Source organism: Methylobacterium jeotgali (genome assembly GCF_022179345.1).
GTDB lineage: Bacteria > Pseudomonadota > Alphaproteobacteria > Rhizobiales > Beijerinckiaceae > Methylobacterium > Methylobacterium jeotgali.
In genome coordinates this window covers 1-14,359 of record NZ_BPQR01000055.1, presented here as the reverse complement: position 1 = coordinate 14,359, position 14,359 = coordinate 1, and the positions used below count along the sequence as shown (strand labels likewise).

The 14,359-nt window shown below is 71.8% G+C and carries 15 protein-coding genes; 9 read left to right on the top strand and 6 right to left on the bottom strand.

Translation table 11 applies throughout. The annotated features are described in order from the left end of the window. On the bottom strand, window positions 1-1,730 hold a 1,730-nt coding region (locus tag MFF04_RS15850; RefSeq protein WP_238277182.1), incomplete at its 3' end, for a monovalent cation:proton antiporter-2 (CPA2) family protein. Between the two features lie 224 nt (window positions 1,731-1,954). Here MFF04_RS15850 and ispH point away from each other — a divergent pair. From ispH to rnhA, 3 genes are all read left to right on the top strand, one after another. Continuing rightward, the gene (ispH, locus tag MFF04_RS15845; RefSeq protein ID WP_238277180.1) at window positions 1,955-2,962 is read left to right on the top strand and encodes a 4-hydroxy-3-methylbut-2-enyl diphosphate reductase; all 1,008 of its coding nucleotides are present in this window, start codon (window positions 1,955-1,957) and stop codon (window positions 2,960-2,962) included. 103 nt (window positions 2,963-3,065) lie between these two features. Then, a complete protein-coding gene (locus tag MFF04_RS15840; protein WP_238277179.1) occupies window positions 3,066-4,031 on the top strand; it encodes a homoserine kinase in 966 nt (321 codons plus the stop codon). Next, window positions 4,028-4,486 (top strand): ribonuclease HI, encoded by a 459-nt coding sequence (gene rnhA / locus MFF04_RS15835; RefSeq protein WP_238277178.1) that lies wholly within the window; start codon window positions 4,028-4,030, stop codon window positions 4,484-4,486. The genes MFF04_RS15840 and rnhA overlap by 4 nt, the downstream gene beginning before the upstream one ends. Before the next feature lie 12 nt (window positions 4,487-4,498). Here rnhA and MFF04_RS15830 read toward each other — a convergent pair whose 3' ends face one another. Together MFF04_RS15830 and MFF04_RS15825 are read right to left on the bottom strand one after the other, a co-directional pair. Continuing rightward, a complete protein-coding gene (locus tag MFF04_RS15830) occupies window positions 4,499-4,729 on the bottom strand; it encodes a hypothetical protein (protein ID WP_238277177.1) in 231 nt (76 codons plus the stop codon). Between the two features lie 140 nt (window positions 4,730-4,869). Beyond that, a complete protein-coding gene (locus MFF04_RS15825; protein ID WP_238277176.1) occupies window positions 4,870-5,352 on the bottom strand; it encodes a peroxiredoxin in 483 nt (160 codons plus the stop codon). A 129-nt stretch (window positions 5,353-5,481) separates the two neighbouring features. On the opposite strand from MFF04_RS15825, the gene MFF04_RS15820 reads away from it, so the two are divergent. Together MFF04_RS15820 and MFF04_RS15815 are read left to right on the top strand one after the other, a co-directional pair. Then, window positions 5,482-6,096, top strand: coding sequence for a YqgE/AlgH family protein (locus MFF04_RS15820; protein ID WP_373320081.1), 615 nt, complete (start codon window positions 5,482-5,484; stop codon window positions 6,094-6,096). Window positions 6,097-6,115: 19 nt separating this feature from the next. Further along, window positions 6,116-6,520, top strand: coding sequence for a GNAT family acetyltransferase (locus MFF04_RS15815; RefSeq protein ID WP_238277183.1), 405 nt, complete (start codon window positions 6,116-6,118; stop codon window positions 6,518-6,520). 3 nt (window positions 6,521-6,523) lie between these two features. On the opposite strand, the gene MFF04_RS15810 is transcribed toward MFF04_RS15815, so the two are convergent. After that, entirely contained in the window at window positions 6,524-7,543 is a 1,020-nt protein-coding gene (locus MFF04_RS15810; protein ID WP_238277174.1) for a hypothetical protein, read from the bottom strand. 348 nt (window positions 7,544-7,891) lie between these two features. On the opposite strand from MFF04_RS15810, the gene dnaK reads away from it, so the two are divergent. The 4 genes from dnaK to MFF04_RS15790 all read left to right on the top strand — a co-directional run bounded on the left by dnaK (window position 7,892) and on the right by MFF04_RS15790 (window position 12,441). Further along, the gene (gene dnaK, locus MFF04_RS15805; RefSeq protein ID WP_238277172.1) at window positions 7,892-9,805 is read left to right on the top strand and encodes a molecular chaperone DnaK; all 1,914 of its coding nucleotides are present in this window, start codon (window positions 7,892-7,894) and stop codon (window positions 9,803-9,805) included. 238 nt (window positions 9,806-10,043) lie between these two features. Beyond that, entirely contained in the window at window positions 10,044-11,168 is a 1,125-nt protein-coding gene (dnaJ, locus tag MFF04_RS15800) for a molecular chaperone DnaJ (RefSeq protein ID WP_238277170.1), read from the top strand. A 178-nt stretch (window positions 11,169-11,346) separates the two neighbouring features. After that, window positions 11,347-11,982, top strand: a complete 636-nt coding sequence (locus MFF04_RS15795; protein WP_238277168.1) for a class I SAM-dependent methyltransferase — start codon at window positions 11,347-11,349, stop codon at window positions 11,980-11,982. A gap of 138 nt (window positions 11,983-12,120) precedes the next feature. Further along, on the top strand, window positions 12,121-12,441 hold the full coding sequence (locus MFF04_RS15790; protein ID WP_238277167.1) for a hypothetical protein: 321 nt from the start codon (window positions 12,121-12,123) through the stop codon (window positions 12,439-12,441). A gap of 70 nt (window positions 12,442-12,511) precedes the next feature. On the opposite strand, the gene deoA is transcribed toward MFF04_RS15790, so the two are convergent. Continuing rightward, window positions 12,512-13,804 (bottom strand): thymidine phosphorylase, encoded by a 1,293-nt coding sequence (gene deoA / locus MFF04_RS15785; RefSeq protein ID WP_238277166.1) that lies wholly within the window; start codon window positions 13,802-13,804, stop codon window positions 12,512-12,514. Beyond that, window positions 13,804-14,359, bottom strand: a 556-nt coding sequence (gene deoC / locus MFF04_RS15780; RefSeq protein WP_238277165.1) for a deoxyribose-phosphate aldolase, incomplete at its 5' end; no start/stop codon positions are given. The genes deoA and deoC, both read right to left, overlap by 1 nt.

Here is a 14,359-nt window from a genome sequence, read left to right as displayed (position 1 = left end):
AGCGCGACATCGCCCGCCTCGTCCTCCAGCAGGCGGGCGATGTCGCGCTTCCTCACGTCGGCGGCCGTGCGGGCGGCGGCCTCCGGCGAGACGCCGAGCCCTTCGAGGGCGGCGCGCCCGAAGGCCAGGGCCGATTCGGAGGTCTCGCGGAGCTGGAAGTCGACGTCCCGGTTCATCAGCTCGACGGCGTGCGTCCGGTCGAAGGCCCGCACGTAGGTGCGCACCGTGCCGAACTCCTCGTGGACCATGTCGACGATCTTGAGGGCCGCCTCCCGGTCGTCGATGCAGACGCAGACGAGCTCGACCCGGCCGATGCCGGCCGCGCGCAGCACGTCGAGGCGGGTGCCGTCGCCGTAGTAGACCCGGAAGCCGAAGCGTGTGGCGCTGCGGATCTGGTCGACATCCTTGTCGATGACGGTGACGCCGATGCCCTCCGCCAGCAGCACCTGGGTCAGGATCTGCCCGAAGCGGCCGAAGCCGATCACCAGCACCCGCGCCTCGGCGCTCTCGACCACGTCCGAGGCGGGCTCCTCGGCGGGCGTGCCGCGCCGGGCGAGAAGCGCGTCGAGCCCCTTCGCCGCCAGCGGCCCGACGAGCATGGTGAGCGCGGCGAGCGCCACGGTGAAGCGCGTCGCCGGCGCATCGAGGAGGCCGAGGCCCGCGGCGACGGGGAGCAGGACGAAGGCGAACTCGCCCGCCGGCGCCAGGATCGCCGCGCCGCGCGCCGCGTCGAGCCAGGGCGAGCCGAACAGCCGGAACAGGCCCGCCACCAGGGCGACCTTGAGAAGGATCGCGGCCACCGTCGCCCCGACGAGAAGCGCCCAGGAGGATTTGAGCAGACCGCCGTCGATCGACATGCCGACGCTCATGAAGAACAGGCCCAGCAGCATGCCGCGGAAGGGCTCGATGTCGGCCTCGAGCTGGTGGCGGAAGTTCGATTCGGCGAGCAGGATGCCGGCGAGGAACGCCCCCATGGCCATGGACAGCCCGACCTCCTGCATCAGGAGCGCGGTACCGAGCACCACGAGGAGGGCTGCCGCCGTCATCACCTCGCGGGCGCCGCTCGCGGCGAGCAGCCGGAAGAACGGGTTGAGGCCGTAGCGGCCGACGAGCACCACCGCCAGGATCGCCGCGAGCGCCTTGCCCGTCGAGGCGACCGCCTCGCTGAACCAGGGGCCTCCGGCGTTGCCGTGCCCGCCCGCCGAGGCCAGCAGCGGCATCAGCGCCAGGATCGCCACGACGGAGAGGTCCTGGAACAGCAGCACCGCGAAGGCGCGGGCGCCGTAGGGCGTGCCGAGGTCGCCCCGCTCCTCCAGGAGCTGCAGCGCCACCGCTGTGGCCGAAAGGGCGAGCGCGATGCCGATCACCAGGGCGGCGGAGAGCGAGAGGCCGAACAGGGCCGCCGTCCCGGCGAGCGCGGCGGTGCAGACGAGGAGCTGCGCCGTGCCGAGGCCGAAGATGTCCCGGCGCATCGAGACGAGCTGCGAGAGGTGCAGCTCCAGCCCGACGATGAAGAGCAGCAGCACCACGCCGATCTCGGCGACGCTCGCCGCCGTCTCCGGCTCGGCGATGAGGGAGAGCCCGGCTGGGCCGATCAGCACCCCGGCCACGAGATAGCCGAGCACCGCGCTCTGGCCGAGCAGCCGGAAGATCGGCACGCCGATCACCGCCGCCGACAGGAAGGTCAGCACCGGCGGCAGGAAGCTCGCGTGTTCGGCGGGACTCGCCATCACGGCCCTCGGGCTGAACGACAGGGGGAGAGGATTATTCTCTGCGCTTCGAGCGTTGGGCCTTTACCCCGACGCGGCGGCCGGCGCGAGCGGAACGGGGTGCCATTCGTCACGCGGGGGCCACGTTCGCCGCGAAATGTGCTATGGCCTCGGGCAAGAGAGGGCGGAGCCGGCCGCCCGAGAGGTTGACACTCCCCGCCCGGCCTCGCCACATCCGCAGGATCATGACTGCCAGCCTCACGCCCTCCGCCGACGCCGCGCAGCCGGCCTCCGCCGCCAAGCCACCCCTGGAGATCCTGCTCTGCGCCCCCCGCGGGTTCTGCGCGGGCGTGGTGCGGGCGATCGACGTGGTGGAGCGGGCGCTCGCGATCTACGGACCGCCGGTCTATGTCCGCCACGAGATCGTCCACAACAAGTACGTGGTCGAGAGCCTGAAGCGGAAGGGCGCCGTGTTCGTGCGCGAGCTCGACGAGGTGCCGGACGGCCAGGCCCCGGTGATCTTCTCCGCCCACGGCGTCGCCAAGACCGTGCCGGCCAACGCGGTGAGCCGCAACCTCGTCACCATCGATGCCACCTGCCCTCTGGTGACGAAGGTCCACCGCGAGGCGGAGATCCATCACAAGCGCGGCCGCCACGTGCTGCTCGTCGGCCATTCCGGCCACCCGGAGGTCGTCGGCACCATGGGCCAGCTGCCCAAGGGCTCGATCACCCTCGTCGAGGACATCGACCAGATCGAGGCCCTGACGCCGGAGGATCCCGACAACCTCGCCTGGGTGACGCAGACCACCCTCTCGGTGGACGACACCCGGCACATCGTGGCGGCGCTGAAGGCGAAGTTCCCGAACATCACCGGGCCGCACAAGGACGACATCTGCTACGCCACCACCAACCGCCAGGAGGCGGTCAAGCAGGTGGCGCCGCTCGTCGACGCGCTGATCGTCGTCGGCTCCTCGAACTCCTCGAACTCGCAGCGCCTGCGCGAGGTCGCCGAGCGGGTCGGCGTGCCGATCACCCGCCTCGTCAATCGCGCCGAGGAGATCGACTGGGACGCCTTCGCCAACATCCGCAAGCTCGGGCTCACCGCCGGCGCCTCGGCCCCCGAGGTGCTGGTCGAGGAGATCATCGACGCCTTCGCGACCCGCTACGACGTCACCGTGGACACGGTCTCGACGGTGATCGAGGACATGTCCTTCCCGCTGCCCCGCGAGCTGCGCAGCGAAGCGGCCGAGTAGACCTCGGTCTCCCGACCGGTCGACCTCGACAGGGGCGCCCGAAAGGCGCCCCTTGCCGTATCCGGGCTATCCGCCCGTCCCAAAAAACCCGAGCGCGACAGACGTGGCCGTCTATACCGAGGTTTCCGACGCGGCGCTCGCCGCCTTCCTCGCCGATTACGAGATCGGCGGGCTGCTCTCCTACAAGGGCATCGCCGAGGGCGTCGAGAACACCAACTTCTTCCTGCACACCACCGGCGGCTCCTTCATCCTCACTCTCTATGAGAAGCGGGTGCGGGAGGAGGACCTGCCCTTCTTCCTCAACCTGATGGAGCATCTGGCGAGCCGCGGGATCGCCTGCCCGCAGCCGGTGCGCACCCGCGAGGGCGCCGCCCTGGGGCGGCTCTGCGGCCGGCCGGCGGTCATCGTCACCTTCCTCGAGGGCGTCTCCGTCAAGAGCCCCGGCCCCGACCATTGCCGGGCGCTCGGCGGGGCGCTGGCCGCCCTCCACGCGGCGGGCGCCGATTTCGGCATGGCCCGCGAGAACAGCCTCTCGGTCTCCGCCTGGCGGCCGCTCTTCGAGCAGGCCGGGAGCCAGGCCGACAGCGTCAGCGAGGGGCTGGCGGAGCGCACCCGCGCCGACCTCTCGGTGCTGGAGCGGGACTGGCCGCGGGCGCTTCCCGGCGGGGTCATCCACGCCGACCTCTTCACCGACAACGTGTTCTTCATCGGCGACGGCCTCTCGGGCCTGATCGACTTCTACTTCGCCTGCACGGACGCCTTCGCCTACGACCTCGCGATCTGCCTCAACGCCTGGTGCTTCGACGCGGACGGGACCTTCCACCGGGACCGCGGCGCGGCGCTGTTCGCCGGCTACGAGGCGGTGCGCCGGCTCGATCCGGCGGAGGTCTCGGCGCTGCCGGTCCTGGCGCGGGGCGCTGCGCTGCGCTTCATGCTCACCCGGCTCGTCGACTGGCTCAACGTGCCGCCGGGCGCGCTGGTGCGTCCGAAGGACCCGCGCGAGTACGACCGACGTCTCGCCTTCCACCGGAGCGTCGAAAGCGCTCGCGACTACGGGCTCGCGCGATGAGTGAGGGCGGCGGGCGCCGGGTCACGATCTACACGGACGGCGCCTGCTCGGGAAATCCGGGACCCGGCGGCTGGGGCGCGATCCTGATCTACGGCGAGACGACGCGCGAGCTCTCGGGGGGCGAGGCGCATACCACCAACAACCGCATGGAGCTGCTGGCGGCCATCGAGGCGCTCGAGGCGCTCACCCGCCCCTGCGCCGTCGACCTGTTCACGGACAGCCAATACCTGCGCCAGGGCGTGACCGAGTGGATCCACGGCTGGAAGCGCCGGGACTGGCGAACCGCCGACAAGAAGCCCGTGAAGAACGAGGACCTCTGGCGGCGCATCGACGCCGCCCGCGAGCGCCACGACGTGGCTTGGCACTGGGTGAAGGGCCACGCCAGCGACCCGCTCAACAACCGGGTCGACGCGCTCGCGGTGGCCGCGATGGCGCCGTTCAAGGCCCGGCGCTGAGCGGGCGCGTCGTCAGGAGTTGAGGATCGGCGAGCCGGCCTCGTGACCCGCCCCGCCCTCAGCCTGGAGCAGGTCCGGCATCTCGCCGGGCGCCCGGTAGACCCGGCCCGCGGCGGTCCGGACGTGGACGTCCGACGCCCCCATGCCGCTGAAGGTGAGCGCCCGCTCGATCGCCCGGACGTGGTCCGGATGATCCTCGGAGCGCTCGCCCGAGGGGGTGGTGTAGACGACGGTGTAGGCCATTCCTATCTCCCTGACTGGCCTCCAACATAGGCCAGCGGCCGGGATCGCGCGAGGTTCCGTGACGGGCGCGGGGCACCTCCGGGACAGGGACCCCGTACTGCTCCCGCGCCGAACGGCGTCGATGCGGGAGCGGCAGGGCATCAGAGCACCTTCAGCAGGGCCTCGGCGCCGGAGGCCTCGGTCTTGGAGGGCGACTCCTCGATGTTGAGGACGCTGACGACGCCGTCGTCGACGACGGCCGCGTAGCGCTTCGAGCGCGGGCCGAGGCCGAAGCCGGTGCCGTCCATGTCGAGGCCGGTCGCCTTGGCGAACTCGGCGTTGCCGTCGGCCAGGAACTCGATGCCCTCGGCGTTGCTCGCCTTCGACCAGGCGTCGAGGACGAACACGTCGTTGACCGCGGTCACGACCACCGCGTCGACGCCACGCGCCTTGATCTCGGCGAGCTTCTCCACGAAGCCCGGCAGGTGGTTGCGGTGGCAGCTCGGCGTGAAGGCGCCCGGCACGCCGACCAGCACCACGCGCCGGCCCTTGAACACGTCGTCGGTGGTCTTCGTCTCGGGCCCGTTCGCGCCCGTCACGCGGAAGGTCGCCTGGGGCAGGTGGTCGCCGACCTGAATCGTCATGCCGCTGTCTCCTTGCGCGGGCTGCGCGCTCCGCGCCGTCTTGCCCGCATCGGCCGGGGAAGTCGACCCGGGGCGCCCGGGCTTACCGAGGCTTCGTGACCGCTGGACAAAGAACCGTCGGGGCGTAGCATGACGGCCATGAGCACATCCCGCCCGGACGAGGCCTCCGGCTATCTCGACGGTCAGTTCCTGCTGGCGATGCCGGGGATGACGGACGCGCGCTTCGCGCGCTCGCTGATCTATGTCTGCGCCCATTCCGCCGACGGCGCCATGGGCATCATCGTCAACAAGGCCGTCACCGACCTCTCGATGCCCGATCTCCTGGTGCAGCTCGACATCGCGCCGGAGGCTGACGCCATCCGCCTGCGCGAGCGGGTCGGGCACATGCCGGTGCTGATGGGGGGTCCCGTCGAGGGCAAGCGCGGCTTCGTCCTGCACTCGGACGACTTCCACATCGACCAGTCGACGCTGCCCATCGACGACGGCATCTGCCTGACGGCCACGGTCGAGATCCTGCGGGCGATCGCCAGCGGCGAGGGGCCGGCCAGCGCCGTGCTGGCGCTGGGCTACGCCGGCTGGCAGGCGGGCCAGCTCGAGAGTGAGATCCTCGCCAACGGCTGGCTCAACTGCCCGGCCGACCCGGAGCTGATCTTCAACCCCTCGCTCGACGCGAAGTACGACCGGGCGCTGCGCATGAACGGCATCGAGCCGGCGATGCTCTCGGCCTCTTCCGGCCGCGCTTGAGCCCCCCGTGATCCGCACGATGCGCGACGGCGACGCCGAGGCGGTCGTGGCGCTCTGGCACGCGGCCGGCGTCTCCCGGCCCTGGAACGACCCCGCCCGCGACATCGCCTTCGCCCGGCAGGGGCCGCATGCCACGATCCTCGTCGCCGAGGCGGAAGGCGTCGTCCTCGGCACCTGCATGGTCGGGGAGGACGGCCACCGGGGCTGGGTCTACTATCTCGCCGTCGATCCCCGGCACCAGCGGAGAGGCCACGGCCGGGCGCTGATGGCGGCGGCGGAGGCGTGGCTCGCCGCCCGCGGCGTCTGGAAGCTGCAGCTCCTCTTGCGCCCGGACAACGCGGCGGTGCGCGACTTCTACGACCGCCTCGGCTACCGCGACACCCGCGCGGTCTGCCTCCAGAAGGTCATCGAAGCGGGACCATGAGCCTCACTCGGCGACGATGCCTCCGCCCTGGGCGGCGTCCGGGTTCAGGCCGTCGACGGCGGCGGGCTTCGGGCGGCGGACCCGCGCGGCCGGCGCGGCGGCCGCGGTCGCCGCCCCGGAGCCGAGCGCGCCGAGGCGCTGGGCGAGCGACAGGGCGCGGGCCTCGGTGTGGCGCAGGTGGCAGAAACCGTGGGCGCCCTCGCGGGCGTAGGTGCGGCAGAGCTGCTCCCGGTCCGAGGAGAAGGCCGCCTGCTCGGTGACGATCCCCCGCACGTCCTCCCGGCGGGCGCGCTGGGTCATGATCTTGAAGTTGTCGCGCACCGCCTTGTCGGCGACGCCGCGGGCCGCGTCGAACTCGCCCGAGCGGCCGATCAGGGTCGGGGCGGCGGGACCCCAGAACCCGACCGGGGTCGTCGCGCAGTCGGCGGCGGTGAAGGTGCAGACCGGGTTGCCGCCCAGCGCCGTGACGAGGACGCCGCCCTCCCAGACCTCGAAGCGCAGGGGGCACTCGGCCGCCGCGGCCTCGAAGCGCGCGACGCCGTCCGGCCGCCCCTCGCTCGTCAGGGTCACGGGCCGGCCCTCGGCGAGCGGCACCTTGCAGCTCTCGGTGGGCTGCGAGACCTTGCTCCCCGGCAGGACCACCCGCGCGGTCATGGCGGCGCCCGCCCGCTCCAGCTTGAGGCTGCCGGTGAGCCCGTTGAGGAGAAGCTCCTGGCCGGTGACGTTGTCGTCGCCGGGCACCTTGAGCACCACGGGTCGGGCCGGGGCGGGGGGCGCGGCGCGGGAGGCGTCGGCGTTGGGGTCGAGGGGGGCGTTCGGATCGCCGGGGGCGGGCACCGCGCCGGGAGGCAGCGCGCCGGGCTGCGGCTGCGCCGGGCCGGGCACGGGGCGCGGGGGCACCGGGGGCTTGGCCGCCCGCCCGATGCCGAACAGCTCCTCGAAGAACGACTGGGCCGCGACCGGGCCACTGAGCGCGCCGAGCACGGCGCTGGCGAGGAGCAGGCGGAGGCAGGTCGAACGCATCGGGTCCTTCGGGCGGGCGGGGCGGCGGGACCGGTCGCGACCCTCGCGTCGGGCCGCAGCCTAGCACGGGATCGGTGGCGCGCGCGTGGCAGCGCGGCCGTTACCCCGCAATCCGCTTCGACAGGGGGTCGGGAACCGCCCTTTTACCCCTCGCGAGCCTTCGCCTTGCGGCCCCTGATCAGTCTTCTTATATGCGGCGAGGCGCGGGATTAAGCGCCGGATGCGGCCGTTTCCGGCCGCCCGTCCCGGACTTTCTCCCGCTCTTCAAATTCGACACCGCACCGCCATGGGCCGAGCTGCTTCGGGGCTCGGCGGTCTGCTTGAACAGAACCACAGAGGGATCCCGCCATGGGTAAAGTCATCGGCATCGACTTGGGCACCACCAATTCCTGCGTGGCCGTCATGGAAGGCACGCAGCCCAAGGTCATCGAGAATGCGGAGGGCGCCCGCACCACCCCGTCCATCGTCGCCTTCACCGACGACGGGGAGCGCCTCGTCGGCCAGCCCGCCAAGCGGCAGGCCGTCACCAATCCGGAACGCACCTTCTTCGCGATCAAGCGCCTGATCGGCCGCACCTACGACGATCCGCTGACGCAGAAGGACAAGGGCCTCGTGCCCTACACCATCGTCAAGGGCGACAACGGCGACGCCTGGGTCGCGGCCGACGACAAGAAGTACTCGCCGTCCCAGATCTCGGCCTTCACCCTTCAGAAGATGAAGGAGACCGCCGAGTCCTATCTCGGCCAGCCGGTCACGCAGGCCGTCATCACCGTGCCCGCCTACTTCAACGACGCCCAGCGCCAGGCCACCAAGGACGCCGGCAAGATCGCCGGCCTCGAGGTGCTGCGCATCATCAACGAGCCGACGGCCGCCGCGCTCGCCTACGGCCTCGACAAGAAGAAGGCCGGCACGATCGCGGTCTACGACCTCGGCGGCGGCACCTTCGACGTCTCGATCCTCGAGATCGGCGACGGCGTGTTCGAGGTGAAGTCCACCAACGGCGACACCTTCCTCGGCGGCGAGGACTTCGACAACCGCGTCGTCGAGTACCTGACGGCCGAGTTCAAGAAGGAGCAGGGCATCGACCTGACCAAGGACAAGCTCGCCCTCCAGCGTCTCAAGGAGGCCGCCGAGAAGGCCAAGATCGAGCTGTCCTCGGCGACCCAGACCGAGATCAACCTGCCCTACATCACCGCCGACGCCACCGGCCCGAAGCACCTCGCGCTGAAGCTGTCGCGGGCGAAGTTCGAGAGCCTCGTGGACGACCTCGTGCAGCGCACGATCGAGCCCTGTCGCAAGGCGCTCAAGGATGCCGGCGTCTCGGCCTCCGAGATCGACGAGGTCGTGCTCGTCGGCGGCCAGACCCGCATGCCCAAGGTGCAGGAGGTCGTGAAGGCGTTCTTCGGCAAGGAGCCCCACAAGGGCGTCAACCCGGACGAGGTCGTCGCCATCGGCGCCGCGGTCCAGGCGGGCGTGCTCCAGGGTGACGTGAAGGACGTGCTGCTCCTCGACGTCACCCCGCTGTCGCTCGGCATCGAGACGCTCGGCGGCGTGTTCACGCGCCTCATCGACCGCAACACCACCATCCCGACCAAGAAGTCTCAGGTGTTCTCGACGGCCGAGGACAACCAGAACGCGGTCACGATCCGCGTCTTCCAGGGCGAGCGCGAGATGGCGGCGGACAACAAGCTGCTCGGCCAGTTCGACCTGATGGGCATCCCGCCGGCGCCCCGCGGCATGCCGCAGATCGAGGTGACCTTCGACATCGACGCCAACGGCATCGTCAACGTGACGGCCAAGGACAAGGCGACGAACAAAGAGCACCAGATCCGCATCCAGGCCTCGGGCGGCCTCTCGGACGCGGACATCGACCGCATGGTCAAGGACGCCGAGGCCAACGCCGAGGCCGACAAGAAGCGCCGCGAGCTCGTCGAGGTGAAGAACCAGGGCGAGAGCCTCGTCCACGCCACCGAGAAGTCGGTGAAGGAGTACGGCGACAAGGTCCCGGCCTCCGACAAGGAGGGCATCGAGACCGCCATCACCGCGCTGCGCACCGCGCTTGAGGGCGAGGACGTCGAGACCATCAAGGCCCGCACCACGGATCTGATGCAGGCCTCGATGAAGCTCGGCGAGGCGATGTACGCCGCCAACCAGGGCGAGGGCGCTCCGGGCGCCGAGGGCGGCCCCGAGCCCAAGAAGGACGACGTCATTGACGCCGACTTCCAGGAGGTCGACGACAAGGACCACAAGAAGCGGGCCTGACCGCCCGAGCGCGGCGGCGGGGGCCTTCCCCGCCGCCGCTCTTTTCGTCCGCCCGTCGGTGACCGGGCGGAGCGCGGCCCGGAAGACACCCGGCGCGGGTTTTGCCGCTCGCACCGTTGCAACCTCGACCGGACGCTGCGAAGACGAGGCCGGTGCCGGCCGCCTCACGCGCGTGCCGAGCGCCGATTTCCTGAAGTCCATCGAGACAAGGCCCGCGGGCCGGGACCGCTGACCGTCCATGTCGAAGCGCGATTACTACGAGGTTCTCAGCGTCGCGAAGACGGCGAGCGACGGCGAGCTGAAGGTCGCCTTCCGCAAGCTCGCGATGCAGTATCACCCGGACCGCAATCCCGGCGACAAGGAAGCCGAGATCAAGTTCAAGGAGATCAACGAGGCCTACCAGTGCCTCTCCGACGGCCAGAAGCGTGCGGCCTACGACCGCTTCGGCCACGCCGCCTTCAGCCAGGGCGGGGCGGGCGGTCCCGGATTCGGCAACGAGTTCGGCGACTTCATGTCGGACATCTTCGACAACTTCTTCGGCGACGGCCGCGGCCGGGGCGGACGCGGCGGCGCGCCGGGCCGCGAGCGCGGGGCGGACCTGCGCTACAACCTCGAGATCACCCTGGAGGAGGCCTTCGCCGGCAAGGCGGAGACCATCCGCATCCCCACGACCGTGACCTGCGAGGCCTGCGCCGGGACGGGCGCCAAGGCCGGCTCGAAGCCCCGTCCCTGCCCGACCTGCGGCGGCTACGGCCGGGTGCGGGCGGCGCAGGGCTTCTTCGCCATCGAGCGCACCTGCCCGAACTGCCACGGCCGCGGCGAGATCGTCGACGACCCCTGCGGGAGCTGCGCCGGGGCCGGCCGCGTCACCCGCGAGCGCACGCTCTCGATCAACGTGCCCGCGGGCGTCGACGACGGGTTGCGCATCCGGCTCGCGGGCGAGGGTGAGAGCGGCCTGCGCGGCGGTCCGGCCGGCGACCTCTACGTCTTCCTCTCGATCAAGCCGCACGAGTTCTTCCAGCGCGACGGGGCCGACCTGTTCTGCCGGGTGCCGATCTCGATGGTGACGGCGGCGCTCTCCGGCGAGATCACCGTGCCGGTCATCGACGGCTCGCAGACGCAGGTGCGCATCCCCGCCGGCACCCAGACCGCCAAGCAGTTCCGCATCAAGGGCAAAGGCATGCCGGTGCTGCGGGGCCGCGAGGTCGGCGACCTCTACATCCAGGTCTTCGTCGAGACCCCCCAGAACCTGACGAAGCGCCAGCGCGAGCTCCTCCAGGAGTTCGACCAGAGCGCCTCGGACGAGAACCACCCCGAGAGCGCGGGGTTCTTCTCGAAGGTGAAGGACTTTTTCACGGGCTGAGCGGCGGGTCCCGGCCGGATCGAAATGCCTCGATCCCCGGTTATGGTTGTGGCCCCGCCGACGCGCGCCATGCGGAAGCGTCGGGGCTCGCGTCGGGAGCGTCGTGCAAATGCTTGACGGCGCCTTGGCTTTCGTCGTCTAGCCTACGGGTGGACTGCACTTCGAGGGGACATCGGTCTTGCCGCCGCTACGTCGTTCCAGCGCGAAGCTCCCGACCGAGGCTCTGCTGCCGAAGGACGGCCGCAAGGTCCGGGACGACGAGGCCCGTTTCCTCAAGTCCTGGCTGGAGCGTCCGCTCGTCACCGGCGCGGTGACCCCTTCGGGCCGGCTGCTCGCCCGCACCATGGCATCCTACGTCGACCCGCGCCGCGACGGGCCGATCATCGAGCTCGGACCCGGCACCGGCCCGGTGACGGAGGCGATGATCCGCCGGGGCGTCGAGGAGGACCGTCTCGTCCTCGTCGAGTTCAACCCGGATTTCTGCGCGCTGCTGCGCCGGCGCTTCCCCCGCGCGACGGTGGTGCCGGGCGACGCCTACGACATCCGCCGCACGGTCGGCTCGCTGCTCGGCGAGCCCGCCGCGGCCACGGTCTCCAGCCTGCCGCTCTTCACCAAGCCCCTGGAGCAGCGCCTCGACCTGCTCAACGCCGCCCACGACCTGATGTCGCCGGGCGCGCCCTTCGTGCAGTTCACCTACGCCGTAGTGCCGCCGATCCCAGCCCGCTGCGCCCAGGGCAGCTACACGGCCAGCGGCTCGAACCGGGTGTGGCTCAACCTGCCCCCCGCGCGCGTCTGGGTGTACCGACGCCCCTGAGCGGCGGCCCCGCTCCGCATCCCTTTGTAAACGGATGTCTCGGGGCGGCTCAGCGGGCATTCACCCGCCCGGCGGTAGCCCTATCTCCCGATCAGCCGGCGGCCCCCGCCGCCGGATCGACGTAAGAGGGAGATCGCCTTGAGCACCGAACGATCCACGACGCGCCCCTTCGCCGGCCGCGCGCTCGCCGCCGCCATGATCCTCGCCGGCGGCCTGTTCGCCGCGGCGCCGAAGGCCGAGGCCGCCCCCCTGACCCCGTCGCCTGCCGTCGCCGGCGAGGCCGAGGCCGGTGTCGTGCCGGTGCAGTACGGCTACTACGGCCACCGCCGCCATCACCACCATTGGGGCCATCACCGCCGCTGGCACCATCACCATCGCGGCTGGGGTCACCGCCATCACGGCTGGCGCCACCATCATCACCACCGCGGCTGGGGCCATCGCCACCATCACCGCTGGTGATCGAGACGGCGCGCTGAGCGCCGGAAGGGCCGGACACCGAGGGGTGTCCGGCCCTTCGCCGTTCCAGGGATCAGCCGATCCGCTCCAGGATGGCCGGGCGCTCAGACGCCGGCGCGGCCATCCGGTAGGCGGCGCGCAGGGCGGCCTCCGCCCGTTCGGCCCCGTCCTCGTCGGCGGCGTGGACGATGCCGAGCAGGCCCGTGCCCGGTCCTGGCCGGGCGAGATCGCTGAACCCGACCCGCGGATCGATGCCGTCCTGCGGGCGGGTGCGCCCGCCGCCGAGCCCGATCACCGCGAGGCCCAGCGCGCGGGTATCGACGCCGGCGACCGGTCCCTCCGCCTCTACCCGCCGCACCACCGGCGCCGGGGCGAGATGGCGCTCGGGATGCTCCACGAGGTCGGCGGGGCCGCCGAGCCCGGCGACCATCCGCCCGAAGACCTCCGCCGCCCGTCCCGAGGCCAGCGCGCGCTCCAGGCGCTCCCTCGCCTCTGCCGCATCGGCGGCGAGCCCGCCGAGAACGAGCATCTCGGCGCCGAGCGCCAGCGTCACGTCGAGGAAGCGGGGCTCGCGGCGCCGCCCCGCCAGGGTCTCGACGGCGTAGGCGACCTCGAGCGCGTTGCCGGCCGCGCTCGCCAGCGGCGCGTCCATGTCGGTGAGGAGAGCCGTCGTCTTCAGGCCCGCGCCCGTCGCGACGCCGACGATGCTCTCGGCGAGCGTCCGCGCCTCCGCGTTCGTAGCCATGAAGGCGCCGTTGCCGGTCTTCACGTCCATGACGAGACCGTCGAGACCTGCGGCGAGCTTCTTCGAGAGGATCGAGGCGGTGATGAGGTCGAGGGATTCGACCGTTCCCGTCACGTCGCGGATCGCGTAGAGGCGCCGGTCGGCGGGCGCGAGGTCGTCGGTCTGGCCGACGATGGCGCAGCCGGTCTCGCGCACCACCTGCCGGAGCCGGTCGAGTCCCGGCACGGCGTCGTAGCCGGGAATGCTCGACAGCTTGTCGAGGGTGCCGCCCGTATGCCCGAGGCCGCGCCCGGAGATCATCGGCACGTAACCGCCGCAGGAAGCGACCAGCGGCGCGAGGACGAGGCTCACCGTATCGCCCACGCCCCCCGTCGAGTGCTTGTCGAGGACCGGTCCGGGCAGGTCCCAGGCGAGCACGGTCCCGGAGCGGGTCATCGCCTCGGTCAGCGCCACGCGCTCGGGCGTCGAGAGCCCGCGAAAGAACACCGCCATGGCGAAGGCCGCCGCCTGCCCCTCCGTCACGCGCCCGTCGGTGAGGCCGGCGACGAAGGCGGCGATCTCGCTGGCGTTGAGGCTGCCGCCGTCGCGCTTGGCGCGGATGATCTCCGCGGGCGAGCGCATCAGAGGCCGGACGCGGCGCGCAAGGGGCCGAACAGGCTGCTGGCGCCGAGGCGGAAGGTGGCAGGCGTCGCCCAGCCCGGACCCATCCGGCGGTCGGCGAGCGCCAGATAGACGGCGGCATCCTCGACCCGGCGCAGGCCGCCGGAGACCTTGAGCCCGGCCTTGCGCTCGGCGCCCGCGAGCACGCCGAGAAGCGCCTCGGCGGCCTCGGGCGTCGCCGAGACCGGGCTCTTGCCCGTGGAGGTCTTGAGGAAGTCGGCCCCGGCCGCGAGCGCCAGACGGCCGGCCTCCGCGACGCGCTCGGGGGGCAGCTCGCCCGTCTCCAGGATGACCTTGAGCACCGTGCGCGCACAGATGTCGCGCACCGCCTCGACCATGTCGCGGGCGAGGGTCTCGTCGCCGCGCAGGAAGGCGCGATAGGGCAGCACGAGGTCGATCTCGCCGGCCCCGTGGCGGATCGCGGCGCGGGCATCCTCCACCGCGCGGTCGACGTCCTCGCCGCCGGCGGGGAAGTTGATCACGGTCGCGATCCGCACCGGGGCGCGGTCGAGGAGG

Bases quoted from the DNA above. Each gene is read 5' to 3' on its own strand.
- MFF04_RS15830 (WP_238277177.1), bottom strand. From the start codon at position 4,729: ATGGCCTACACCGTCGTCTACACCACCCCCTCGGGCGAGCGCTCCGAG.
- dnaJ (WP_238277170.1), top strand. From the start codon at position 10,044: ATGTCGAAGCGCGATTACTACGAGGTTCTCAGCGTCGCGAAGACGGCG.
- dnaK (WP_238277172.1), top strand. From the start codon at position 7,892: ATGGGTAAAGTCATCGGCATCGACTTGGGCACCACCAATTCCTGCGTG.
- rnhA (WP_238277178.1), top strand. From the start codon at position 4,028: ATGAGTGAGGGCGGCGGGCGCCGGGTCACGATCTACACGGACGGCGCC.
- MFF04_RS15820 (WP_373320081.1), top strand. From the start codon at position 5,482: ATGACGGCCATGAGCACATCCCGCCCGGACGAGGCCTCCGGCTATCTC.
- MFF04_RS15810 (WP_238277174.1), bottom strand. From the start codon at position 7,543: ATGCGTTCGACCTGCCTCCGCCTGCTCCTCGCCAGCGCCGTGCTCGGC.
- deoA (WP_238277166.1), bottom strand. From the start codon at position 13,804: ATGCGCTCGCCCGCGGAGATCATCCGCGCCAAGCGCGACGGCGGCAGC.
- MFF04_RS15815 (WP_238277183.1), top strand. From the start codon at position 6,116: ATGCGCGACGGCGACGCCGAGGCGGTCGTGGCGCTCTGGCACGCGGCC.
- ispH (WP_238277180.1), top strand. From the start codon at position 1,955: ATGACTGCCAGCCTCACGCCCTCCGCCGACGCCGCGCAGCCGGCCTCC.
- MFF04_RS15825 (WP_238277176.1), bottom strand. From the start codon at position 5,352: ATGACGATTCAGGTCGGCGACCACCTGCCCCAGGCGACCTTCCGCGTG.